General features: G+C 62.2%; 19 protein-coding genes. 1 reads left to right on the top strand and 18 read right to left on the bottom strand.

Annotated features, from left to right (window positions below):
- Positions 1-9: 9 nt before the first annotated feature.
- The 18 genes from ACQ4MS_RS19755 to ACQ4MS_RS19670 form a co-directional block, all read right to left on the bottom strand.
- Positions 10-855 (bottom strand): alpha/beta hydrolase family protein, encoded by an 846-nt coding sequence (locus tag ACQ4MS_RS19755; protein ID WP_431096375.1) that lies wholly within the window; start codon positions 853-855, stop codon positions 10-12.
- Positions 855-1,760, bottom strand: coding sequence for an SDR family oxidoreductase (locus ACQ4MS_RS19750; RefSeq protein ID WP_431096373.1), 906 nt, complete (start codon positions 1,758-1,760; stop codon positions 855-857). Before ACQ4MS_RS19750 ends, ACQ4MS_RS19755 begins: the two co-directional genes overlap by 1 nt.
- Before the next feature lie 78 nt (positions 1,761-1,838).
- Positions 1,839-2,309: a GNAT family N-acetyltransferase gene (locus ACQ4MS_RS19745; protein WP_431096372.1), complete on the bottom strand. Its 471-nt coding sequence runs from the start codon at positions 2,307-2,309 to the stop codon at positions 1,839-1,841.
- Positions 2,306-3,244 carry a glutathione S-transferase family protein gene (locus ACQ4MS_RS19740; RefSeq protein ID WP_431096370.1) on the bottom strand — a complete coding sequence of 313 codons (939 nt, stop codon included), beginning with the start codon at positions 3,242-3,244 and terminating at the stop codon, positions 2,306-2,308. Before ACQ4MS_RS19740 ends, ACQ4MS_RS19745 begins: the two co-directional genes overlap by 4 nt.
- A 33-nt stretch (positions 3,245-3,277) precedes the next feature.
- Positions 3,278-4,918 carry an isovaleryl-CoA dehydrogenase gene (locus ACQ4MS_RS19735; protein ID WP_431096369.1) on the bottom strand — a complete coding sequence of 547 codons (1,641 nt, stop codon included), beginning with the start codon at positions 4,916-4,918 and terminating at the stop codon, positions 3,278-3,280.
- Positions 4,919-4,940: 22 nt separating this feature from the next.
- The gene (locus ACQ4MS_RS19730; protein ID WP_431096368.1) at positions 4,941-5,957 is read right to left on the bottom strand and encodes an NADP-dependent oxidoreductase; all 1,017 of its coding nucleotides are present in this window, start codon (positions 5,955-5,957) and stop codon (positions 4,941-4,943) included.
- A gap of 101 nt (positions 5,958-6,058) precedes the next feature.
- Positions 6,059-6,505 (bottom strand): PaaI family thioesterase, encoded by a 447-nt coding sequence (locus tag ACQ4MS_RS19725; RefSeq protein WP_431096367.1) that lies wholly within the window; start codon positions 6,503-6,505, stop codon positions 6,059-6,061.
- Between the two features lie 26 nt (positions 6,506-6,531).
- The gene (locus ACQ4MS_RS19720) at positions 6,532-7,323 is read right to left on the bottom strand and encodes an SDR family oxidoreductase (protein ID WP_431096366.1); all 792 of its coding nucleotides are present in this window, start codon (positions 7,321-7,323) and stop codon (positions 6,532-6,534) included.
- Between the two features lie 201 nt (positions 7,324-7,524).
- Positions 7,525-7,755 carry a hypothetical protein gene (locus tag ACQ4MS_RS19715; protein WP_431096365.1) on the bottom strand — a complete coding sequence of 77 codons (231 nt, stop codon included), beginning with the start codon at positions 7,753-7,755 and terminating at the stop codon, positions 7,525-7,527.
- Positions 7,755-9,578, bottom strand: coding sequence for an acyl-CoA dehydrogenase (locus ACQ4MS_RS19710; RefSeq protein ID WP_431096364.1), 1,824 nt, complete (start codon positions 9,576-9,578; stop codon positions 7,755-7,757). Before ACQ4MS_RS19710 ends, ACQ4MS_RS19715 begins: the two co-directional genes overlap by 1 nt.
- Positions 9,579-9,669: 91 nt before the next feature.
- Positions 9,670-10,845 (bottom strand): acetyl-CoA C-acyltransferase, encoded by a 1,176-nt coding sequence (locus tag ACQ4MS_RS19705; protein WP_431096363.1) that lies wholly within the window; start codon positions 10,843-10,845, stop codon positions 9,670-9,672.
- Positions 10,846-10,891: 46 nt separating this feature from the next.
- On the bottom strand, positions 10,892-13,000 hold the full coding sequence (locus ACQ4MS_RS19700; protein WP_431096362.1) for a 3-hydroxyacyl-CoA dehydrogenase NAD-binding domain-containing protein: 2,109 nt from the start codon (positions 12,998-13,000) through the stop codon (positions 10,892-10,894).
- 215 nt (positions 13,001-13,215) lie between these two features.
- Positions 13,216-13,911 (bottom strand): ABC transporter ATP-binding protein, encoded by a 696-nt coding sequence (locus ACQ4MS_RS19695; protein WP_431096361.1) that lies wholly within the window; start codon positions 13,909-13,911, stop codon positions 13,216-13,218.
- A complete protein-coding gene (locus tag ACQ4MS_RS19690) occupies positions 13,911-14,696 on the bottom strand; it encodes an ABC transporter ATP-binding protein (RefSeq protein ID WP_431096360.1) in 786 nt (261 codons plus the stop codon). The genes ACQ4MS_RS19695 and ACQ4MS_RS19690 overlap by 1 nt, the downstream gene beginning before the upstream one ends.
- Entirely contained in the window at positions 14,693-15,985 is a 1,293-nt protein-coding gene (locus ACQ4MS_RS19685; protein ID WP_431096359.1) for a branched-chain amino acid ABC transporter permease, read from the bottom strand. The genes ACQ4MS_RS19690 and ACQ4MS_RS19685 overlap by 4 nt, the downstream gene beginning before the upstream one ends.
- 8 nt (positions 15,986-15,993) lie before the next feature.
- Entirely contained in the window at positions 15,994-16,947 is a 954-nt protein-coding gene (locus tag ACQ4MS_RS19680; RefSeq protein ID WP_431096358.1) for a branched-chain amino acid ABC transporter permease, read from the bottom strand.
- Between the two features lie 83 nt (positions 16,948-17,030).
- Positions 17,031-18,296 carry a branched-chain amino acid ABC transporter substrate-binding protein gene (locus ACQ4MS_RS19675; protein ID WP_431099631.1) on the bottom strand — a complete coding sequence of 422 codons (1,266 nt, stop codon included), beginning with the start codon at positions 18,294-18,296 and terminating at the stop codon, positions 17,031-17,033.
- Between the two features lie 306 nt (positions 18,297-18,602).
- Positions 18,603-20,231, bottom strand: a complete 1,629-nt coding sequence (locus ACQ4MS_RS19670) for a 3-(methylthio)propionyl-CoA ligase (protein WP_431096357.1) — start codon at positions 20,229-20,231, stop codon at positions 18,603-18,605.
- A gap of 123 nt (positions 20,232-20,354) precedes the next feature.
- On the opposite strand from ACQ4MS_RS19670, the gene ACQ4MS_RS19665 reads away from it, so the two are divergent.
- Positions 20,355-21,845 (top strand): protein adenylyltransferase SelO, encoded by a 1,491-nt coding sequence (locus ACQ4MS_RS19665; RefSeq protein ID WP_431096356.1) that lies wholly within the window; start codon positions 20,355-20,357, stop codon positions 21,843-21,845.
- Positions 21,846-21,867: the final 22 nt, after the last annotated feature.

Here is a 21,867-nt window from a genome sequence, read left to right as displayed (position 1 = left end):
GCAGCGGCGCTATTTCGACAGCTTGCCAGCCAATTCACCCGCCAGCATGAAAAACTCCGGCGCGCGTTGCACTGACACGTGCGTGGCGTTCATTGCATACGTGACGCGGGTTTTGACGCCGCGCGCCTGCAGGGCCCGGGCATAAGCCTCGCTGAACTGGGGCAAGGTGTTCTCGTCCTTGTTGCCGACCACCACGCCGATCTGTGTATCCGGGCTGATTTTTGGCGCTTCAGCCAGCGGGGAAAGGCTGCGGGTCCAGACACCGGTCTTGCCTGCGGAACTGTTGCGCCATTGTCGCCATGCCGGGACATCGCAGGGGCAACCGGCCAGCAGATAAGCGTCGGCGCTGCCGGGAAAACGGCTGGCCAGCAATGCAGCCAGGGCCGCGCCACCCGAGTGGCCGACCAGCAGGATTTTCTTGTCGCGGTGGAGGCTGCGCAGGTTGTTCAGCGCGCTTGCGATGATTTCAAGGTTCTGGAGCACGTAGTCGTCGTCCGCTGCGCTGGACTGGCCATCGGACGTGCCCAGGTTGCTCCGATAGCCAGGCCGTTGCATGGCAACGGTGACGGCCTGGAGTTTTTCGGAGAGCAAGGCCGCTGTGCCGCTGTCGGTTTTCAGCTCTGTCTGTCCGCCGTTATCGCCGTGCAGGAAGACAACCAGCACCTGGGATGCGAGGCGTCCAGATGTGTCGGCGGGTGTCAGTGTGCGGATCACCACGCAATGTCGGCTGTTTCCCGCGCGCTGCAAGCCATCGGCCATCTGGCCGTCAGGGCACCTCACCTGTTGCGCAAACGCGGCTACCCACGGCAAGCTGACCAACAGAAACCCGGCGATCGCAAGGAGGTTTCGGCGCATCAGGCCCCGCGAAGCGCGGCCTTCAATTGCTGTCCGATTTCAGGCTTGTCGGCAAACGGATCCGTTGGGTTACGTGCCTGAAGCACGTCTTCCAGCCGGGTCTGCACCGAGTGGATGGCCTTGGGGTGGCTGTAGATATAAAACTTGTTGTTGGCAATGGCGTCGAACACGAGTTTGGCCACATCCTCTGCAGTGACCTTGCCTGAGCCCACGGCCTTGCCGGTCATGGCCTGCTGGATCAGCTGGCTTTTGGTGGGTTTTTCCGCGCCGAGTTCTGCGGGGCGGTTGCGGTGGCTCATGCCTATGCCGGTCGCCACAAAGAAGGGGCACAACACCGAGGCGCCGATCTGGTCGGTGACCAGGCCCAGGTCCTGGTACAGGGTTTCGCTGAGGGCCACCACTGCATGCTTGCTGACGTTGTATACGCCCATGTTGGGCGGGTTCAGCAGGCCGGCCATGCTGGCGGTATTGACGATGTGGCCTTGCCAGGCCGGATCTTTGGCGGCGGCTTCGAGCATCATGGGTGTGAAGATGCGCACGCCGTGCACCACCCCCATGACGTTGACGCCCATCACCCATTCCCAGTCTTTGAGGCTGTTTTCCCAGATCAGGCCGCCCGCGCCAACACCGGCATTGTTGAAGACAAAGTGCGGCGCGCCAAAACGTTCAAGCACGGCCTTGCCCATGGTTTCCATCTGCGCGGCGCTGGACACGTCGAGCTTGAAAGACAACACCTGTGCGCCAGCCGCCTTCATTTCTTCGCTGGCTTTGTCGAGTGCGTCCTGCTGCACATCGACCAGCACCAGGTTCATGCCCAGCTTGGCGCCCAGGCGCGCGCATTCGAGGCCGAAGCCTGAGCCTGCGCCGGTAAGGACGGCGGTTTTGCCTTTGAAGTCGGTAATCATGTTTGGCTTTCCTTCAATTTCTGAGTGGGGAAAATTTTCCCTTAGGCGCACCGCGGCGGGTGTCACACAGGCAACTGGTCAGGCAACCCGCAGCATTTCAATATGCGGTATGCCGTCTTCGATATAGGGTTCGCCGTTTTGCACAAAGCCGTGCTGGTTATAGAACTTTTCCAGTCGCGCCTGCGCACCTATGCGTATGGGTTGCGCGCCCCAGTGCCGTACCAGGCTGTCTATCGATTCCTTGATCAGCACATGACCGATGCCACCGCCGCGCGCCGACATGTGGGTCACCACGCGGCCAATACTGGCCTCGGCAAACTTCTCGCCCGCCGCGAAGCAGCGCGCGTAGGCCACCAGCTTGCCGTCTTTTGCGCCCAGCAAATGCATTGCTTTCTGGTCCGCGCCATCCATGTCCTGGAAGACGCAAGCCTGCTCAACCACAAACACCTCGCTGCGCAGTTGCAGCATGTCATACAGCTCCAACGTCGTCAGCGCGCTGAAGGGAACAAAGCGCCAGTCAATATCGTTCCGGATCTTCAGGTCGTTCATGCGGGCGTAGCTGCTTTCAGTGAGTAGCCGATACGCGGGAGATGGACGTGTACCGTGCCCGCACGTGCATCGACGCGGCGCAGTGTGTAGTGCATGCGGGTCGCGGCGGTCAGCTCGCCTTCGGTAGGCTCAGGACCGAAGGCCTCGCTCGTGATTACGACCTGGGTGCCCAGCGGAATGCCGTGTTCGTCCTGGAACACGTCGTCATGCAAGGGCGCCGGATTAGACGCTGCAGCAACGGCGATGGCGTCAGCCGAACTGAATTTCTCAAAACTGCCATGCCCGATGGCGGCCATGCGGTCCATCCAGTCGAGCACGGCCGGTGTGAGGTTCAGAATGCCCGCCAGCACCGGGGTTTGCACCCGCGTGAACCACAGCGGGTGGTACATCGCGAAATCGGCGATGCAAGGTACTTCGCCCAACAAAAAGGGCCGGTCGTCCAGCATGTCGGAGATGCGCCGCAGGTAAGACTTGTAAGCCGCGGCGGCGTCAGCCGACCGGATGCGCGGCATGCCGAAGCTCATGGCTTTGCGGTCTTCGCCAAAAGCGCGCGCGGCTTCGGGCGGTGCTTTCTCAAAAATCTGCGCCACGCCCTTGGGCTGGGTGTTGTAGGCCATGGAGGTCCAGAACAGCGTGTTGTCGGCCCAGTGCGCCAGCGTGCGTGCCATGCCTTTGCTGGGCTCCGGGTACACCGATGGTTCGGGTTGCAAATGCTCCAGCACGTCGCTGATCACGGCGGTGTCGCAATAGATGTCAGCGCCTATCTGCAGGATGGGCGTCTTGCGGTAACCGCCGGTCAGTGCCACCACATCAGGCTTGGGCATGATCATCGGAATGATGACGGACTTCCAGGGCAAGTTTTTGTAGCCCAGCATCAGCCGCGTCTTTTCGGCAAAGGGCGATGAGGGGTAATGGTGAAGAATCAGTTCAGGCATGAGGTGTCTCCGTTGTGGGGTTATGCAGCCGGCCTATCGCGGCATGGCTCTCGTGATGATGGCGTCGAAATCAGTGCCTGCGCCCAGCGTGCCGAAAGACTGGCCCCAGTTTCCGGCAAGGCGTGAATCGCAAAACGCACTGAAGACGGCTGCGGGTGCTGTCTGCAGCAGCAGCGCGCCCTGCACCGCCAGCGCCACGTCTTGCGCCAGGCGGCGTGCTTCGATTTCGGTCGCCATCTCTTCGATACGCGTAGGCAAGGCGGCTGCCAGTCTGTCGAGCGCCGGATGCGCGCCTTTGGCAGCGGCAAGCTCCTGGTCCAGCGCAGCCACGGCGTCGGCTTTGCGCAGGGCGCGCAGCAGGTCCAGCGCCATGATGTTGCCGGCGCCTTCCCAGATCGAGTTGAGCGGCATCTCACGGTAGACGCGGGCCATGATGCCTTCGCCGCCCTCCTCCACATAGCCGTTGCCGCCCAGGCATTCCATGGCTTCCTGTGCGAAATGGCTGCCGCGTTTGCAGATCCAGAATTTGGCGACCGGTGTCAGCAGGCGCGCCATCGCGGTTTCATGCGCGTCGCCCGGGCGGTCGAAGGCCCGGGCCAGGCGGATGGCCAGTGCGGTGGCGGCTTCGGATTCGAGTGCGAGGTCGGCCAGCACATTGCGCATCAACGGCTGGTCGATCAGCAGCTTGCCGAAGGCTTTGCGCTGCGACGTGTGGTTGAGCGCCAGAGACAGCGCCTGGCGCATCAGGCCGCTGGTGCCCAGCGCGCAATCGAGCCGCGTCATGGTGCCCATCTCAAGGATTTGCGGAATGCCGCGGCCTTCTTCGCCGACCAGCCAGGCTTGGGCGTTTTCAAACTCCACTTCAGAACTGGCGTTGGCCTTGTTGCCCAACTTGTCTTTGAGGCGCTGGATGCGGATGGCGTTGAGGCTGCCATCTGGCAGCACGCGCGGCAGGAAGAAACATGAGAGACCGCTCTTGGTCTGCGCCAGCACCAGGAAGGCATCACACATGGGCGCCGAGAAAAACCATTTGTGGCCGGTGATGGCATAACGCTCGCCCCAGCCGTCCCGGCCGTCGGGCTCAGCGCGCGTGGTGTTGGCTCGCACATCCGAGCCGCCCTGCTTTTCGGTCATGCCCATGCCCATGGTGAGGCCTGCCTTGGCCTGCCAGAGCTTGAGTTCGGGGTCGTAGGCGCGGCTGGCCAGCTTGGAACTCCAGTCGGCGTAGATGGCAGTGTTGCCGCGCAGCGCAGGTGTGGCTGCATAGGTCATGGAGATGGGGCACAAGGTGGACGGTTCGAGTTCGGTGAACAGCATGAAGCCGGCAGCGCGCCTGACATGCGGGCCGGCTTCTTCATCACTCCAGGGCGAGCCATGCAGGCCCCCACCCGTCGCCAGCTTCATGAGCTCGTGGTAGCTCGGGTGAAACTCCACCCGGTCCACACGCCGGCCAAACCGGTCGTGGCTGCGCAGTACCGGCCCGTGGACGTTCGCCAGACGTGCGTGCGTCTGCATTGCAGTGCTGCCCAGCACCGCGCCCAGTTGACTCAGCTCATTCGTGTCCAGCGCCGGCGCATTGAACCTCAGTGCATCACACAGCGGCCGGTTGGTGTCAAACAGGTTGTAGTCCGACAGCGCTGCAGGCTGGTTGAAAACTTCGTGGGTGGAGTTCATGGCAAACCTCCTGATCGGCTGGTCAGATGAGTTTGACCAGTTGCTTTCCGAAATTTTTTCCCTTGAGCAAGCCAAGAAAGGCTTCCGGCGCCGCTTCAATTCCCTGCGCCACGCTTTCACGCGGGCGCAGCTTGCCGGTGCCCACCAGCGTGCCGAGCTCCTTCAGCGCTTCGGGCCAGACTTCCATGTGCTCGCTCACGATAAAACCCTGCACCTTGAGGCGGTTGGTGAGGATCAACGCCGGGTAGGTCAGCGGCATGGGTTTGCCGTCATAGCCGGCGATCATGCCGCACAGCGCGATGCGGCCGAAGGCGTTCATGCGCAGCAGCACAGCGTCCAGCACCATGCCGCCCACGTTCTCAAAATAGCCATCGATGCCGTCCGGGCAGGCGTCCTTGAGGGCCTTGGAAAGTGAGGCGGCATCGGCGTGCAGCTTGTAGTCAATGCAGGCGTCAAAGCCGAGCTCATCGACGGCATATTTGCATTTGTCGGGGCCACCGGCAATGCCGACGGCGCGGCAGCCGCGCGCCTTCGCGAGCGCGCCAAAAGCACTGCCCACGGCGCCGGTGGCAGCGCTGACCACCACGGTCTGGCCGGCTTTGGGTTCGATGATCTTCACCAGGCCGTACCAGGCGGTCACACCTGGCATGCCAACCGCGCCCAGGTAGTGCGACAACGGCACGTGGGTGGTGTCGACTTTGCGCAGCGCGCCGGGCTGGTCGGCATTGACCACGCTGTATTCCTGCCACCCGCCCATGCCGACCACCTTGTCGCCGGGCTGGAATTTGGGTGAGCGGCTTTCCACCACCTCACCTGCTGTGCCGCCCTGCATGACCTGGCCCAAGGGCTGGGGTGCAGCGTAGCTTTTGGCGTCGTTCATGCGGCCACGCATGTAGGGGTCCAGGCTGAGGAAATGGTGGCGCACCAGCACCTGGCCCTCTTGCAGGGCCGGTGTATCGCTGGAGACCAGCATGAAGTTGCTCGCAACGGCCTCGCCGGTGGGGCGGTTGTCGAGGAGGATTTGCTGGTTGATGGGCATGGAAGTCTCCTGTTTGGTGTCGGGAAGGTAGATGGTTGCTACTAATTTGATAGCTATTAGCGTTGATTTTTATTGGGTTAGAGCGTGATTTAGCCAATAATTTAATCCGTTGAGATACCGCCTGGAAGATCCGGCGTGCTGGCGTTTTGGGCGCCGCTGGCCACCCGCCTCACATACTTGAAGGTGCCGGTGGAATGCGCGCAAGCCCGGCCTTCTGCGTCATAGAGCGTGGCTTCGGTAAAAGCCAAGCTGGTGGTGCGGTGCATCAAACGCCCCTTACCCGTGAGCCGGCTGCCGTTGCCAGGCGCGGGCCGCATAAAGCTGGTCTTCATCTCGATGGTGACCACGCCCATGTCTTTCTGCACACTGCGCGCGGCCGTGGCCATGGTCACATCCAGCAGCGTCATGATGGCGCCGCCGTGCGTCACGGCGAATGAGTTGAGGTGCTCGGGCTTGGGCGCATAACCAATGGCCGAGGTGCCGCCTTCGAACAGCTCAAGTTCAAAGCCGAGATGGTTGACGAAGGGAATATCGGCGCCGAAGTTCATGACTTGCTCCCAACCCATAGCGTGGCCTAGCCGCCTGTTACGACTGATACACCACCATCGACTGCCAGCCATTGACCTGTTATGTGCTTGCCGGCATCCGACGCATACAGCACGCACAGGCCTTTCAAATCTTCGTCGTCGCCCAGGCGGCCGAGCGGCGCGTGCGAGGCGAGCTTTTCTTCACCCAGTGCCTTCAGCGTGCCCACGGTCATCTTGCTCGGGAAGAAACCCGGGCAGATCGCGTTGACGGTGATGTTGTACTTGCCCCATTCGCAGCCCAGTGCGCGGGTGAAGTTGACGACGGCCCCCTTGGAGGTGTTGTAGGCCACGGTGGTCATCTCGCGCGGGTTGCCGCCCAGGCCGGCGATGGAGGCCACGTTGATGATGCGGCCGGACTTGCGGGCGATCATGCTGTGTTTGGCGATGTGCTGGCTCAGGATGAAATAGCCGCGGATGTTGAGGTTCATGACCTTGTCCCAGGCCTCGACCGGGTGGTCTTCGGCGGGCGCGCCCCAGGCGGCGCCGGCGTTGTTGACCAGGATGTCGACGTGGCCCAGGCGCTTGATGGCCTCGTCGGCCAGCGCGCGAATGTCTTCTTCTTTCGAGCAGTCGGCGGCGATCCAGTCGACGTCGATGCCGGCGGCTTTGAGCTCTTCAGCGGACTCGATCAGGTCTTCAGCCTTGCGCGAGCTCAGGATGACCTTGGCGCCGGCTTCACCCAGCGCCTGAGCCAGTTGCAGGCCCAGGCCGCGCGAGCCGCCGGTCACGAGGGCGGTCTTGCCTTTGAGGTCGAACAGTTGCTGGATGGTACGGGTCATGGAGGGTCTCCTGAATGTGTTGTTGATGCTTCCCTTTGAGCCGCGCGAGCGGCCCGCATAGGGTGATGAGGTTGGGAATAAGGGTAGTCAGGCAGCCACGGCTGCGGCGTGATCTCTTGCGTCGGACTCCGCCATGTTGGCACAACATCGAGGCTGCTGCACTCCCTGCTGTCGTGGCGGCGACTTGGCTCCTGGCGCCGCTCAGGGCCCGACGTTGATGCGGGAACGCACGTAGATCAGCGCAAAACCCACCGCCGCGACAACGCCGCCAGCGACCACCATGGACCAGCCTATGGCGTCGTCGGTGCGCTGGACCGACAGGCCCAGCACCAGGGTCAGCAGCCCGCCGTAAATCAGCACCCAGATCAGGGCCTGCAGGCGCGCCACGTTCTTGTTGGACACAGGGTCGGCGGACGGTTTGAAAAATGCCATTAAAAAGCCTCCTCGGGCAGGTCGGCGCAGGTCAGGTCGCGGGTTTCAACCACCCTGAGCCAGGCGTCGATCTTCGGTAATTCGTAATGATAAAAGTAGCGCATGGCCCCTATCCTTCCCGCGTGCGGTGCATCCTGCGGCAAGGAAAGGCTGGCCAGCGCCACGTCCAGCCACAGCCACGCCAGCACGGTGTGGCCGAAGGCCTGCATATAGGGTACCGCATTGGCCAGGGCCTCGCCGGGCTCGCCCGTGGCCCAGGCCGCCTTGGTGGCGCTGCCTACGCGCTGCAGCGCCTTGCCCAGCGCATTGGCGTGCACCGCGAACTCGGGCAGCTGTATGGCTTTTTCAATCGTGGCGTTGATGCGCGCCGCCAGCAATTGCAACCCCCTGCCCCCTTCCATCAACACCTTGCGGCCCAGCAGGTCCATAGCCTGGATGCCGTGCGTGCCTTCGTGGATCATGTTCAGGCGGTTATCGCGCCAGTACTGCTCCACCAGGAAGTCCCGTGTATAGCCGTAGCCGCCGTGCACCTGGATGGCCAGGGAATTGGCCTCCAGGCACCATTCGCTGGGCCAGCTCTTGGCAATCGGCGTCAGCACTTCGAGCAGCAGGCGCGCGTCGTCGGCGGCCTGCGCGTCGGCAGTGTGGTGTTCGTCCACCAGGCGGGCGCAATACAGCTCCAGCGCCAGGGCGCCTTCGCAGTACGCTTTTTGCGCCAGCAGCATGCGCTTGACGTCAGCGTGTTCGATGATGCGGATCTGCGGCTGGGCAGCATCCTTCCCACCCACGCCTACCGGTCTGCCCTGCGGCCGGTTTTTGGCGTAGTCCAGGCTGGCGTAATAACCCGCGATGCCCAGCATCGTGGCTGCGGTGCCCACACCAATGCGCGCCTCGTTCATCATGTGGAACATGCAGCGCAGGCCTTCATGCGGCTTGCCGACCAGATAGCCCACGGCGCCGGCCTGGCCGTCCACCGGGTACTTGCCTTCGCCGAAATTGAGCAGCGTGTTGGTGGTGCCGCGCCAGCCCAGCTTGTGGTTCAGGCCTGCGAGTGCCACGTCATTGCGCACGCCGGTGAGTTCACCCCGGGTATTGACCATCTTTTTGGGCACGATGAACAGCGAAATCCCGCGCGTGCCGGCGATCAGCTTGCCGTCCGGCCCTGGTATCTTGGCCAGCACCAGGTGGATGATGTTTTCGGTCAGCTCATGCTCGCCGGCCGAGATCCACATCTTGTTGCCCTTGAGGCGGTAACGCGAGCCCAGCGGGTCGGCCTCAAAGCCGTCACCGTCGGGCACGGCACGTGTCGTCACGTCACTGAGTGATGAGCCGGCCTGCGGCTCCGACAAACACATGGTGCCGGAGAAGCGGCCGGAGAACTCGTTTCTGGCAAAGACATTCTTCTGCATGTCCGTGCCGTGCACCATCAACAGGTTGGCGTTGCCTGTGGTGAGCAGGCCGGAGCCGATGCTGACCGAAGCCATCGCAAAGAAGGCATTGGCCGCCGCTTCCACTGTGTAAGGCAGCTGCATGCCGCCGATTTCATAGTCCTGCGCGGCGCTGAGCATGCCGGATTCGGCATAGGCTTTCTGCGCGTCATGCGTGGCCTGCGGCAGGATGACTTTTTCGCCGTCGAAATGCGGCTCCTGCGTGTCCACCGTACGGTTGAAGGGCGCGTATTTCTCGCGCGCGATACGTTCGCAGGTATCGAAGACCGCGTCAAAGGTCTCGCGCGAATGGTCGGCGAAGCGCGGGCGCTGGTTCAGCGACTCGGCGTCCAGCCAGTGGTAAAGCAAAAAGTCGAGGGTGGGCCTGAGGCTCATGACGGCCTCCCAGGCACAAGGGCGGGCGGCAAGGCAGGAAACGCCTGCCCTTTCTGAAGGAGCAGGGTTTCATCCATGGTGTTTGCCCGGTTTAGAGGACTTCGTAAATACCAGCCGCGCCCATGCCGCCGCCAATGCACATGGTCACGCAGACGCGCTTGGCGCCGCGGCGTTTGCCTTCGATGAGCGCATGGCCCGTGAGGCGCTGGCCGGTCACCCCGTAAGGGTGGCCGACGGCAATGGCGCCACCGTTGACGTTGAGCTTGTCCATGGGAATGCCCAGCTTGTCGGCGCAATACAGCACCTGCACGGCAAAGGCTTCATTGAGTTCCCAGAGGTCGATGTCGTCGATCTTCAGGCCCAGCTTGGCCAGCACCTTGGGGATCGCGAAGACCGGGCCTATGCCCATTTCATCGGGCTCACAACCGGCAACTGCAAAACCGAGAAAGCGGCCCAGGGGTTTGAGGCCTTTCTTTTCGGCAAGGGTTTCGTTCATCACGACCACGGCGCCGCCGCCGTCGGAGAACTGGCTGGCGTTGCCAGCCGCGATCACACCGCCGGGGATGGCTGGCTTGATGCCGCTGATGCCTTCCTTGGTCGTGCCTTCGCGAATGCCTTCGTCCTTGCTGACGGTGACTTGCTTGGTGGTCAGGCCCATGACCTTGTCGGCCACGCCGGCCGTCACGGTAATCGGTGCGATCTCGGCTTCAAACAGGCCGGCGGCCAGCGCGGCCGTGGCTTTTTGCTGGCTCAGCGCACCGTATTCGTCCATGCGGTCGCGCGAGATGTTGTATCGCTTGGCGACCTGCTCGGCCGTTTGCAGCATGTTCCAGTAGATCTCGGGCTTGTTCTTGGCGAGCCAGCTTTCCTGCAGCATGTGGGTGTTCATTTCCTGCTGCACACAGGAGATGCTTTCGACGCCGCCAGCCACGTAGATGTCGGCTTCACCGGCAATCACGCGCTGGGCCGCCAGGGCGATGGTCTGCAGGCCGGACGAGCAGAAACGGTTGACCGTCATACCAGAGACCGTGACGGGGCAGCCGGCGCGCAGCGCGATCTGGCGCGCGATGTTGGCGCCGGTCGCGCCTTCGGGCGTAGCGCAGCCGATGATCACATCATCGACTTCCGCAGCCTCGATGCCGGCACGCTTGAGCGCGTGCTCGACGGCGTGGCCGCCCAGGGTGGCGCCGTGCGTCATGTTGAAAGAGCCCTTCCAGCTTTTGGCCAGGGGGGTGCGTGCGGTGGAAACGATTACTGCTGAAGTCATGGAAATCTCCGGAATCTGGACGTTGATCTGTACGGCCTGAAGGGGCTCAGGTGGACTGGTTGAAGGTTTTGCCTTCGGCGGCCAGCTTGGCCAGCAGCGGCGCGGGCTTCCAGAATTTGGCGTCGTCCAGCGGGTTCTGCGCAAAGCGGTTCATGCTCTGCACCACGTTGAAGAGGCCGAGCTGGTCGGCGTACAACATGGGGCCGCCACGGTAGACCGGGAAGCCGTAACCCATGATGTAGACCATGTCGATGTCGCTGGCCTTGGAGGCAATGCCCTCTTCCAGAATGTGCGCGGCCTCGTTCACCAGCGAGAACACCAGGCGCTGCACGATTTCCTCGTCGGAAATCTTGCGCGGCGTGATGCCCAGGGTCTTGCGGTGGTCTTCAATCATCTTGACGACTTCAGCGTTGGGGATCGCGTCGCGCTTGCCGGGCACGTAGTCGTACCAGCCGGCGCCGGTCTTCTGGCCGAAGCGGCCTTTTTCGCAGAGCAGGTCAGCCGTCTTGCTGTACTTCATGTCGGGCTTTTCGGTGTAGCGGCGCTTGCGGATCGCCCAGCCGATGTCATTGCCGGCCAAGTCGCCCATGCGGAACGGGCCCATGGCAAAGCCGAATTTCTCGATCGCCTTGTCGACCTGCTCAGGCGTGCAGCCTTCATCGAGCAGGAAACCGCCCTGGCGGCCATATTGCTCAATCATGCGGTTGCCGATAAAGCCGTCGCACACGCCCGAGACCACGGCCGTCTTCTTGATCTTCTTGCCCATCGCCATCACGGTGGCCAGCACGTCCTTGCCGGTCTTGGCGCCGCGCACCACTTCCAGCAGCTTCATCACGTTGGCGGGGCTGAAGAAATGCAGGCCGACAACGTCTTGCGGTCGCTTGGTGAAGTCGGCGATTTTGTTGACGTCCAGCGTCGAGGTGTTGGAGGCCAGGATGGCGCCGGGCTTCATCACGCGGTCCAGTTCCTTGAAGACCTTTTCCTTGACGCCCATCTCTTCAAACACAGCCTCGATCACCAGGTCGGCATCCTTGAGGTCGTCGTAGCTGAGCGTGGTGCTGAGCAGGCCCATGCGCTGCTCGTATTTGTCCTGCTTGAGCTTGCCCTTCTTGACCTGGGCTTCGTAGTTCTTCTGGATGATGCCCAGGCCTTTGTCCAGCGCCTCCTGCTTCATCTCGAGGATTTTGACCGGGATGCCGGCGTTCAGGAAATTCATGGCGATGCCGCCGCCCATGGTGCCGGCGCCGATCACGGCGACCGACTTGATTTCGCGCTTGGGCGTGTCTTCCGGCACATCAGGAATCTTGGAGGCGGCACGCTCGGCCATGAAGATGTGGCGCAGTGCGCGGCTTTCGGGCGTCCACATCAGGTTGATGAAGCACTCGCGCTCAAAAGTCATGCCGTCTTCGAATTTTTTCTTGGTGGCGGCTTCGACCGCATCCACGCACTTGAGCGGTGCGGGAAAGTTTTTCGCCATGCCCTTGACCATGTTGCGGGCAAACTGGAAATAGGCGTCCCCGTTGGGGTGCTTGGCACGCAGGTCACGCACCAGTGGGAGTGGGCGCGTATCGGAAACCGACTGCGCAAAAGCCAGGGCTTCCTGGGCCAGTGACTCAGGCGAAGCAGAGACCTTGTCGAACAGCTTCTGGCCGGGGATTTGCGCGAGCAGTTCGCTCTTCACGGGCTCACCGCTCACGATCATGTTCAGGGCCGGCTCCACACCCACCACGCGCGGCAGGCGCTGCGTGCCGCCGGCGCCAGGCAGCAGGCCCAGCTTGACTTCGGGCAAGGCGATGTTGGTGCCGGGGGCCGCGATGCGGTAGTGGCAACCCATCGCCAGCTCCAGCCCTCCGCCCATGCAGACCGAATGGATGGCCGCGACGATGGGCTTGCCGGAGTTCTCGACGGCGCGGATCACACTGAGCAGGTTGGGTTCGGTCAGAGCCTTGGGCGTGCCGAATTCCTTGATGTCGGCACCGCCCGAAAACGCCTTGCCGGCGCCGGTGATCACGATGGCCTTGACGGCCGCATCGTCATTGGCTTTCTGGATGTTGTCGGTCAGGCTCAGGCGTGTGGCGTGGCCGAGGCCGTTGACGGGCGGGTTGCTCAGCGTGATGACTGCGACGGGGCCGTGAACTTCGTAAAGGGTGGTCATTGCGATGCTTCTTTCCTTGATGGGAGTTTCAGTTTTCAGTTGTCTCGGCTGGCGCTGCGGCCTGGCAGGCTCTGTTTGGTCGTCCGGTCGCACAAAAAAGTACGACCGTTCTTTTTCCATTGTAGGGGGCGTTTGTGACGGCACAAGCCCCCGGATGGACTGTTCAGTCTATTTTTGTCCCTGCGGTGACACGCTTGGGGCATTCACACAGGTTTTTACACCTCAAGCCACTCTTTGCGGATGTAGGCGTCGGCCCGCAGGCTGTCGGGCGTGCCGTCAAACACGATGCTCCCGTGCCCCATGACCAGCGCGCGGTCGGAAATCGCCATGGCGATGGTGAGTTTCTGCTCGATCAGCAGCACCGAAATGCCCTTGGCCTTCAGCGTTTGCAGGTACTGGCCCACCAGTTCGACGATCTTGGGCGCCAGGCCCTCGGTCGGCTCGTCAATGATGATGAGGTCGGGGTCGCCCATCAGCGTGCGGCACAGCGTGAGCATCTGCTGCTCGCCGCCCGAGAGCACACCGGCCTCGGTGTGCTGGCGTTCGCGCAGCCTCGGGAACATCTGGTACATGTCTTCGAATGACCAGCGCGAGCCCTTGCCGGATCCCTTCTGGCCCAGCAGCAGGTTCTGGTGCACCGTGAGCTTGGGGAAGATGTCGCGGTTTTCCGGCACATAACCTATGCCGAGGTGGGCGATCTGGTAGGCCTTCTTGCCGGCGATCTCCTGCTTTTTCCAGAGGATAGAGCCCTGGCAATCGACCAGGCCCATGATGGCCTTGGCCGTGGTGGAGCGCCCTGAGCCGTTGCGGCCCAGTAGCGCGACGATCTGGCCTGGCTCCACGTCGAAGTGCACGCCATGCAGCACGTGGCTTTTGCCGTAGAAGGCGTGAAGGTTCTGGATATGCAGCATCAGTGGCCTCCTGACTGTGCCTGGGCGTCCGCAACCGAGGAGCCGAGGTACGCCTCTTGCACCCGTTGGTCGGCACGCACGGCCTCGGGCGTGTCGTAGGCAATGATTTCGCCGTAGACCACCACCGCGATCTTGTCGGCGAGGCCGAAGACCACGCCCATGTCGTGCTCCACCGTCAGCAGGGTCTTGCCCACGGTGACTTCCTTGATCAGGTTGATGAAGCGGCTGGTTTCCGAGCGGCTCATGCCGGCCGTGGGTTCGTCGAGCAGGATGACGTCGGCGCCGCCGGCGATGGTGATGCCGATTTCGAGCGCGCGCTGCTCGGCGTAGGTCAGGTTGGTGGCCAGCACGTCGCGTTTTTTGTCGAGCTTGATCATGGCCATCAGTTGCTCGGCGCGCTCGTTGGCGTCGTCGAGGTCGGCCAGGAAACGGAAGAAGGTGTACTTGTAGCCCAGGCTCCACAGCACACCACAGCGCAGGTTTTCAAACACGCTGAGCTTGGGGAAGATGTTGGTGATCTGGAAGCTGCGCGATAAACCCATCCGGTTGATTTCAAACGGCTTCTTCCCGTCTATGCGCCGGCCGTTGAGCAGTACTTCACCGCTGGTGGGTTCGAAGCGACCGCTGATGAGATTGAACAAGGTGGACTTGCCCGCGCCGTTGGGGCCGATGATGGCGACGCGCTCACCGGCCTGCACCTTCAGGTTGGCGCCGCGGATGATTTCGGTCCTGCCAAAGCTCTTGCGCAGGTCTTTCAGTTCAAGTGAACAGGTGATTGCACTCACAGCAATTCCCTCCGCTTGATTTCTTTCTCGATGTCATTCTGGATCTCGCCCCATTGTGTGAGGAACTGCCGGCGGGTGAGCTCAAACAGGCCCAGGCCCGTGACAAGCACGAAGCCCGCGCCCAGCCAGCTGTTGAGGTTGGTCGCATTGAGGCGCACACCCATAAAACCGAGCTCGGGGCCCAGCGCCGCGTTGAGTTGCAGGTGGTAGACCATCTCCACCATCGCGGCCGCACCGGCCAGCGCCGTGAAGGCCGTCACGGCCAGGCCCAGGTAACCCACCCACAATTCCCTGAGCTTGCCGAAGGAGGCCACGCGCAAGTTCATCATGATCAGGCTGGCGATGCCGCCGGGCGCATACATCACCATGAACAGGAAGACCAGGCCCACATAGAGCAGCCAGGCCATGGACAGTTCCGACAGCAGGATCAGCGCCAGCACCAGCAGGCCGGCGCCGATGATGGGGCCGAAGAAGAAGGTCGCACCGCCCAGGAAGGTGAACAGCAGCAGGCTGCCCGAGCGCACGGCGCTGACAACTTCGGCGGTCACGATCTCGGAATTGATGGCCGCCAGCCCGCCGCCTATGCCGGCGAAGAAGCCGGCGATGATGAAGGCGTAGTAGCGCACGCGCTGCGTGTTGTAGCCGATGAACTCCACGCGCTCGGGGTTGTCTCGCACGGCGTTCAAAATCCGGCCCAGCGGCGTGCGCGTGAAGGCGAACATGGCCGCCGTGCAGATGAAGCAGTAAAAGGCAATCAGGTAATAGACCTGGATCTGCGGGCCGAAGCTGATGCCGAACACCGGCTTGCCGTAGGCCCGGTTGGTGGTGATGCCTCCCTCCCCGCCGAAGAACTCGGGGAACATCAGCGACATGGCGAACACCAGCTCGCCCACACCCAGCGTGATCATGGCAAAGGTGGTGCCGGCCTTCTTGGTGGTGACGTAGCCGAACAGCACGGCAAAGAACAGGCCCGACAAGCCGCCCACGAGCGGGATCAGCGGCAGCGGGATGTAAAAGCTGCCTTTGGCGGCGAGGTTCATCGCATGCACGGCCAGGAAGGAACCCAGCCCGGCATAGACCGCATGGCCGAAGCTGAGCATGCCGCCCTGCCCCAGCAGGATGTTGTAGCTCAGGCAGATGATGACCAGGTAACCGGCCTGCGACAGCATGGTGAGCGCCAGGCTGCTCTTGAACATCAGCGGCGCGGCGATGAGCAGCAGCGCGTATAGCGACCACAGCAACCAGCGGCCGACGTTGTAGGGTTTGAATTGATGGTACGGGGTGGACATGTGGCGACTCATCCTTCCCGTGTGCCCAGCAAGCCCTTGGGCCGGAAGATAAGGATCAGTACCAGGAACAGGAATGGCAGGATAGGCGCCACCTGCGAAATCGTGAGCTTGAGCAAGGGGTAGCCGAATGTCTCGGGCGTCACCACGTACTTGAAGTGCCCCAAAAGCGTGATCAGCGACTGGTCGAGCGCAATGGCGAAGGTCTGGATCAGGCCTATCAGCAGCGAAGCCAGGAAGGCGCCGCTCAGCGAGCCCATGCCGCCCACCACCACGACCACAAAAATGATGGCGCCGACAGAGCCTGCCATGGCCGGCTCTGTGATGAAGGTGTTGCCGCCTATGACGCCGGCCAGGCCCGCGAGCGCCGCGCCGCCGCCGAAGACCAGCATGAAGACGCGCGGTACGTTGTGGCCCAGTGCCTCCACGGTTTCAGGATGCGTGAGCGCGGCCTGGATGACCAGGCCTATGCGGGTGCGCGTGAGCAGCAGCCAGATGCCGGCCAGCATGGCCAGCGAGATGAACATGATGAAGGCGCGCGATTTCGGGAAGTTGGTGCCGAACACCGTGAACAGCGGGCCCTGCAGGCCTTCAGGCAGCACGTAGTTGACGGCCGATCGGCCCCAGACCAGCTGCACCAACTCCAGCAGCAGGTAGGACAGCCCGAAGGTGACCAGCAACTCGGGCACGTGGCCGAACTTGTGCACCTTGCGCAGGCAAAAGCGCTCGAAGGCCGCGCCCATCGCAAACACCAGCAGCGGCGCCACCAGCAGCGACCACCAGAAGCCTATGACCTGCGAGGTGCTGTAGGCGATATAGGCGCCGACCATGTAGAAGGACGCGTGCGCGAAATTGAGCACACCCATCATGCTAAAGATCAGCGTCAGGCCGGAACTGAGCATGAACAGCAGCAAGCCGTAGCTGAGCCCGTTGAGCATCGCGATGGTGAAGGATTCCAGATTCATCGATAAGCGCCTGTTGGAAAAAGCCGGATGAAAAAAAGGCCCGAACTCGGATCGGGCCTGTGTCCGTCAGCGGGACGCCGGGATCACCCCGGGCGCTTCATCTGGCACGAAGTGGGCGTGCTGGCCACGTAGGGTTCATAGTATTTGACCGGCACAAAGGTGTAGCCCGTGTTCTCGGCATCGTAAGGGTACTTGCCGCCGGCTTTTTCCCATTTGTCGATGTAGAGGCCCTGCTGCAGCTGGTGGTCGGTCTTGCGCATCTCGACGTCGCCGTTGAAGCTCTTGAAGCGCATGCCTTCCATGGCCTTGGCTACGACGGCCGGCTCGGTCGATTTTGTCTGCGCCATGGCTTCGGTCAGGATGGTGAAGGCGTGGAAGATCGCGCCGGTATAGAAGTCGTCGTTGAACTTCTTCTTGTAGTCGGCCTGGATCTGCTGGATCTCGCCACCCATGTTGAGGTGGTTGTAGGACACCATGTAGACCCGGCCGGCCGAGGCCGCACCCAGGGCGGTCGGCGTGCCGGTGACGCCGGCGTAGTAGGTGTAGAACTTGACGTTGTTCAGGCCCGCCTCGTTGGCGGCCTTCACCAGCAGCGAGAGGTCGGAGCCCCAGTTGCCGGTGATCACGGTGTCGGCGCCCGACTGCTTGATCTTGGCGATGTAGGGCGCGAAGTCGCGCACCTGCGCCAGCGGGTGCAGGTCCTCGCCGACGATCTGGATGTCGGGGCGCTTGCTGGAGAGGTTGGCCTTGGCGAACTTGGCGACCTGCTGGCCGTGCGAGTAGTTCTGGTTGATCAGGTAGACCTTCTTGATGTCCGGCTGGTCCTTCATGAAGGCTGTCAGCGCCTCCATCTTCATGGAGGTGTCGGCGTCGAGGCGGAAGTGCCAGTAGTCGCACTTGCTGTTGGTGAGGTCCGGATCCACCGCGGCGTAGTTGAGGTAGACGACTTCCTTGCCGGGATTGCGTTCGTTGTGCTTGGACAGCGCGTCGATGATGGCCAGCGCAGGGCCCGAGCCGTTGCCCTGCACCACGTAGCGCGCGCCCTGGTCGATGGCGGACTTCAGCGCGTTGGTGGTTTCCTGCGGGCTGAGCTTGTTGTCAATGCCGATGATCTCGAACTTCACGCCGGCCTTGTTCTTCTTGCTGAACTGCTCGGCCAGGAACTGGAAGCCCTTGAGCTGGTTGGTGCCGACGGCAGCCATCAGGCCCGACAGTGGATCGAGCCATGCAATTTTCACGGTCTGATTCAGATTGACAGCGCCGGATGCCGGGGCCGCTGTGGCGGCTTTGGCGGGTGCTGCGGCTTTGGCGGCAGGCGCCTGGGCCAGCGTCACACCGCTGTAGAACATCGAAGACACCGCCAGCGCGATAACGGCATGCCTTGCGAAAAATCGGTTCTGGGTTGTCATCCCTTGTCTCCTGAAATTTGTGAATTTGCGAACGAAATCTAACGGCGGGAACCGGCAAAGATTAGGTTAAAAAATGCTGCACTGCGTCAGGGAATGCCCTAGCGCCATGTCACCCTTGTGACCCAGGCCTAAGCGGCGAAAACTCTTCCGTATCAGCCGGGGCCGCGGAACCGGCTTTGCCGGGCCGCAGGCGCAGCGCCCCCTCGGGGGCAGAGAGCTACACGCAGTGAGCGAACGTGGGGGCTTTCATACCTGTGGCAATTTGTAATCCTTCAAGAGTTCGCGCAGCTTGGTCTTGAGCATCTTGCCGGTGGCGCCGAGGGGAATGGCATCGACGAAGACAATGTCGTCGGGGATCTGCCATTTGGCTGTTTTGCCTTCATAGAAGCGCAGCAGGTCGTCGCGAGTGACGTCCATGCCGGGCTTCTTGACCACGGCCACGATGGGCCGCTCATCCCATTTAGGGTGAGCCACGCCGATGCAGGCGGCCATGGCCACGGCCGGATGGGCTACGGCGATGTTCTCGACCTCGATGGAACTGATCCATTCACCGCCTGACTTGATGACGTCCTTGCTGCGGTCGGTGATCTGCAGGTAGCCGTCGGGGTCTATGGTGCCGACGTCGCCGGTGGGGAACCAGCCGTCCACCAGCGGGTCGCCGCCCTCGCCCTTGAAGTATTCGCGCACGATCCACGGCCCCTTCACATAAAGGTCCCCGAAGACCTTGCCGTCCCAGGGTAGTTCCTTGCCGTCGGCATCGACGATCTTCATGTCGACGCCGTAGATGGCGCGACCCTGCTTGAGGCGTATCTTCATCTTTTCCGCTTCGGGCAACGCATCGTGCTTGTTCTTGAGCGTGCACAGCGTACCCAGCGGACTCATCTCTGTCATGCCCCAGGCATGCAGCACTTCGACGCCATAGTCTTCACGGAAAGCATGGATCATGGCCGGCGGGCAGGCCGAGCCGCCGATGACGGTGCGCTTCAGCGTGGAGAACTTCAGGCTGGCGGGTTTCATATGGGTCAGCAGCATCTGCCACACCGTGGGCACGCCCGCCGCATAGGTGACTTTCTCGGCCTCGATCAGCTCATAAATCGATTTGCCGTCCAGGGCCGGCCCCGGGAACACCAGCTTGGCGCCGGTGAGCGCGGCCGAGTACGGAATGCCCCAGGCGTTGACATGGAACATGGGCACGACGGGCAGAATGGCGTCGCGCGCAGAGATGCACATGACGTCGGGCAGCGCCGCCGCATAGGCGTGCAGCGTGCTGGAGCGATGGCTGTAGAGCGCGGCTTTGGGGTTACCCGTGGTGCCGCTGGTGTAGCACATGCTCGAAGCCGTGTTCTCATCAAAACTGGGCCAGGCGTAATCTGGGGTTTGCGCGCCTATCCAGCTTTCGTAGCTGTGCAGGTTGGGTACGCCGGAATCGGCCGGCAGCTTGTCGGCGTCGCACAGCGCGATGTAGTGCTTGATGGCCGGGCACCGGGCGTGCACAGCCTGCACCAGCGGCAAAAAACTCAGGTCAAAACACAGCACCTGGTCTTCAGCATGGTTGGCGATCCAGGCGATCTGGTCCGGGTGCAGGCGCGGGTTGATGGTGTGCAGCACCCGGCCCGATCCACTCACGCCGTAGTAGAGCTCCAGGTGCCGATAGCCGTTCCAGGCCAGCGTCGCAACGCGATCACTGAATGCCAGCTTCAGGCCGTCCAGCGCATTGGCAACCTGGCGCGCCCGGCGGGCGACATCCTTGTAGGTGTAGCGATGCAGGTCGCCCTCTACGCGGCGCGAGACGATTTCAGCGTCGCCATGGTGGCGTTCCGCGAATTCGATCAGGCCGGAAATCAGCAGCGGCTGGTTTTGCATTAACCCAAGCATCGAAAAGTCTCCATTGGTTGAATAGTGTTCGGCAAGCGGCCATCATGCCGCAGCGCACCATGACGGTCATGCGGGATTGCCCGTGAATCCACGGGCTCATGTCAGGTAGGGGACAATTTGCCAATGACCTCCGCAAACCTTTCGGCGACGGGCGATGCAAGCCCTCCTGCCACCACGCTGACCTGGAACAACAGCTTCGCCCAACTTGGTGGCGACTTTTACACACGCTTGCGGCCGCAGGCACTGCCAGATCCCTATTGGGTCGGCCGCAGCCGCAGCATGGCGCGTGAGCTGGGGCTGGATTCGGCGTGGCTTGAATCACAGGCGGCGCTGGAAGCGCTCACAGGCAACAACGTCCTGCCCGGTGCCGATCCTTTGGCCAGCGTCTATAGCGGCCACCAGTTTGGTGTGTGGGCGGGGCAGCTCGGTGACGGTCGCGCATTGCTGCTCGGAGAGATCGAAACCCCGCTTGGACCGCGGGAAATCCAGCTCAAGGGGGCGGGCAAGACGCCCTATTCCCGCATGGGCGACGGCCGGGCCGTTTTGCGCAGTTCGATCCGAGAATTTCTGTGCTCCGAGGCAATGCACGGGCTGGGCATACCCACCACACGGGCGTTGTGTGTCACCGGGTCCGATGCAGCCGTACGGCGTGAGGAGATTGAAACCGCGGCCGTGGTGACCCGAATCGCGCCGAGCTTTATCCGCTTCGGCCATTTCGAGCATTTCAGTTACAACGACCAGCATGCGCAGCTGAAGGCGCTGGCCGACTACGTCATCGACCGGTTTTACCCCGCCTGCCGCGAGGCGAGGCAACCCTATGCTGCCCTGCTGGAGGCCGTCAGCGAAAAGACCGCGCACCTGATGGCTGCGTGGCAGGCGGCCGGCTTCTGCCATGGCGTCATGAACACCGACAACATGAGCATCCTCGGGCTGACCATTGACTACGGCCCCTTCCAGTTTCTCGATGCGTTTGATCCCGGCCATATCTGCAACCATTCGGACACCCAAGGCCGCTACGCCTACAACAAGCAGCCCAACATAGCCTACTGGAACCTGTTCTGCCTGGGCCAGGCATTGCTGCCGCTGATTGAAGACCAGGAACAGGCGCTGGCAGCCTTGGAGCCCTACAAAACCGTGTTCCCCGAAGCGCTGCAGGCCCGCATGCTGGCCAAGCTGGGCTTACCCGATGTGCAAGCGGATGACAAAGCCCTGGTGGAAAACACCTTCAAGCTGCTGGCCAGCAACAAGGTGGACTACACCATCTTCTGGAGGCGCCTCAATGGTTTTATGGCGCAAAGCGGCCATGAGCCCCTGCGGGACCTGTTTTTTGACCGGGAATCCTTCAACGCCTGGGCGCTACAGTATTCAGAGCGCCTTACGCCCGTAAATCAAGGGCTACGGGCCGATCTGATGCTCAAGAACAATCCGAAATTCGTGCTGCGCAACCATTTGGGCGAAGAGGCCATACGTGCTGCGAAACTAAAAGACTTTTCCGGGGTCGACACCTTGCTTGCCTTGTTGCAGGCCCCATTTGATGAGCATCCCGGTCACGACAGCTTTGCCGGTTTTCCGCCCGATTGGGCCGCTTCGATCGAAATCAGTTGCAGTTCGTAACACCTCAACCCATTCACACCAG

This window comes from Polaromonas aquatica (assembly GCF_050626995.1).
In the GTDB taxonomy this organism is placed as follows: Bacteria; Pseudomonadota; Gammaproteobacteria; order Burkholderiales; family Burkholderiaceae_C; genus Polaromonas; species Polaromonas aquatica_A.
Note: the sequence above shows the minus strand (reverse complement) of the source record. Positions and strands in the feature narration are given on the sequence as shown.

What these genes read in the sequence shown, in the direction of transcription:
- ACQ4MS_RS19740 (WP_431096370.1), bottom strand. Translation starts at nt 3,244, where the DNA reads ATGCCTGAACTGATTCTTCACCATTACCCCTCATCGCCCTTTGCCGAA.
- ACQ4MS_RS19675 (WP_431099631.1), bottom strand. Translation starts at nt 18,296, where the DNA reads ATGTTCTACAGCGGTGTGACGCTGGCCCAGGCGCCTGCCGCCAAAGCC.
- ACQ4MS_RS19735 (WP_431096369.1), bottom strand. Translation starts at nt 4,918, where the DNA reads ATGAACTCCACCCACGAAGTTTTCAACCAGCCTGCAGCGCTGTCGGAC.
- ACQ4MS_RS19705 (WP_431096363.1), bottom strand. Translation starts at nt 10,845, where the DNA reads ATGACTTCAGCAGTAATCGTTTCCACCGCACGCACCCCCCTGGCCAAA.
- ACQ4MS_RS19700 (WP_431096362.1), bottom strand. Translation starts at nt 13,000, where the DNA reads ATGACCACCCTTTACGAAGTTCACGGCCCCGTCGCAGTCATCACGCTG.
- ACQ4MS_RS19670 (WP_431096357.1), bottom strand. Translation starts at nt 20,231, where the DNA reads ATGCTTGGGTTAATGCAAAACCAGCCGCTGCTGATTTCCGGCCTGATC.
- ACQ4MS_RS19750 (WP_431096373.1), bottom strand. Translation starts at nt 1,760, where the DNA reads ATGATTACCGACTTCAAAGGCAAAACCGCCGTCCTTACCGGCGCAGGC.
- ACQ4MS_RS19755 (WP_431096375.1), bottom strand. Translation starts at nt 855, where the DNA reads ATGCGCCGAAACCTCCTTGCGATCGCCGGGTTTCTGTTGGTCAGCTTG.
- ACQ4MS_RS19685 (WP_431096359.1), bottom strand. Translation starts at nt 15,985, where the DNA reads ATGTCCACCCCGTACCATCAATTCAAACCCTACAACGTCGGCCGCTGG.
- ACQ4MS_RS19680 (WP_431096358.1), bottom strand. Translation starts at nt 16,947, where the DNA reads ATGAATCTGGAATCCTTCACCATCGCGATGCTCAACGGGCTCAGCTAC.
- ACQ4MS_RS19695 (WP_431096361.1), bottom strand. Translation starts at nt 13,911, where the DNA reads ATGCTGCATATCCAGAACCTTCACGCCTTCTACGGCAAAAGCCACGTG.
- ACQ4MS_RS19715 (WP_431096365.1), bottom strand. Translation starts at nt 7,755, where the DNA reads ATGGCATTTTTCAAACCGTCCGCCGACCCTGTGTCCAACAAGAACGTG.
- ACQ4MS_RS19710 (WP_431096364.1), bottom strand. Translation starts at nt 9,578, where the DNA reads ATGAGCCTCAGGCCCACCCTCGACTTTTTGCTTTACCACTGGCTGGAC.
- ACQ4MS_RS19720 (WP_431096366.1), bottom strand. Translation starts at nt 7,323, where the DNA reads ATGACCCGTACCATCCAGCAACTGTTCGACCTCAAAGGCAAGACCGCC.
- ACQ4MS_RS19730 (WP_431096368.1), bottom strand. Translation starts at nt 5,957, where the DNA reads ATGCCCATCAACCAGCAAATCCTCCTCGACAACCGCCCCACCGGCGAG.
- ACQ4MS_RS19745 (WP_431096372.1), bottom strand. Translation starts at nt 2,309, where the DNA reads ATGAACGACCTGAAGATCCGGAACGATATTGACTGGCGCTTTGTTCCC.
- ACQ4MS_RS19725 (WP_431096367.1), bottom strand. Translation starts at nt 6,505, where the DNA reads ATGAACTTCGGCGCCGATATTCCCTTCGTCAACCATCTCGGCTTTGAA.
- ACQ4MS_RS19665 (WP_431096356.1), top strand. Translation starts at nt 20,355, where the DNA reads ATGACCTCCGCAAACCTTTCGGCGACGGGCGATGCAAGCCCTCCTGCC.